Source organism: Vibrio sp. 378 (assembly GCF_033339435.1).
Genome location: NZ_JAWOUO010001285.1, coordinates 1 through 503 on the forward strand (window position 1 = coordinate 1; position 503 = coordinate 503).

General features: G+C 46.9%; 1 protein-coding gene. It reads right to left on the reverse strand.

What is annotated here, in order from left to right; all coding sequences use genetic code 11:
* Positions 1-503, reverse strand: a 503-nt coding sequence (locus tag R7Q48_RS31590) for a LysR substrate-binding domain-containing protein (RefSeq protein ID WP_318134426.1), incomplete at both ends; no start/stop codon positions are given.

Genomic DNA, 503 nt, shown 5'->3' on the forward strand with positions numbered 1-503 from the left:
TAAAATCGAATCCCATTGCCGAAGCCCAATACAACCACTCATAGTCACGTGTCGCTTTTTCCCACGGCATCGCGTCGTGCAACAACGTAGCCGCTTGCCATTGATTCGCAGACATCGACGATGTTTGATCACCAAAAGGAGTTTGTAGCCACCGATGATCCTCAAGGTATTTAGGACTCATCACTGGCAGCAATTGTTCAGCGAGAATCAACTCGGCATCATGGTCTCGATAAGGGTGAAGACCGTAGTCAATGGCGACGTCATAGTCTTTCAAATCGCTGTTGACTAGCGCTCCTTCCGCAAAGATCTGCACTTGTATTTCTGGGTTCTCTAGTTGAAAGCTTTCGAGTTTAGGAACTAGCCACTTAAAGGCGAATGAGGGAGTGAGCTTCAAGCGAACCTCATTGATATGCTTTTCTACTCTCAGATCATCAAGCAACTTGCCTAACTCAGAGAAATGCAACTGCGTGGCTTGTTGCAGTTGTATTCCCTTTTCGGTGAGG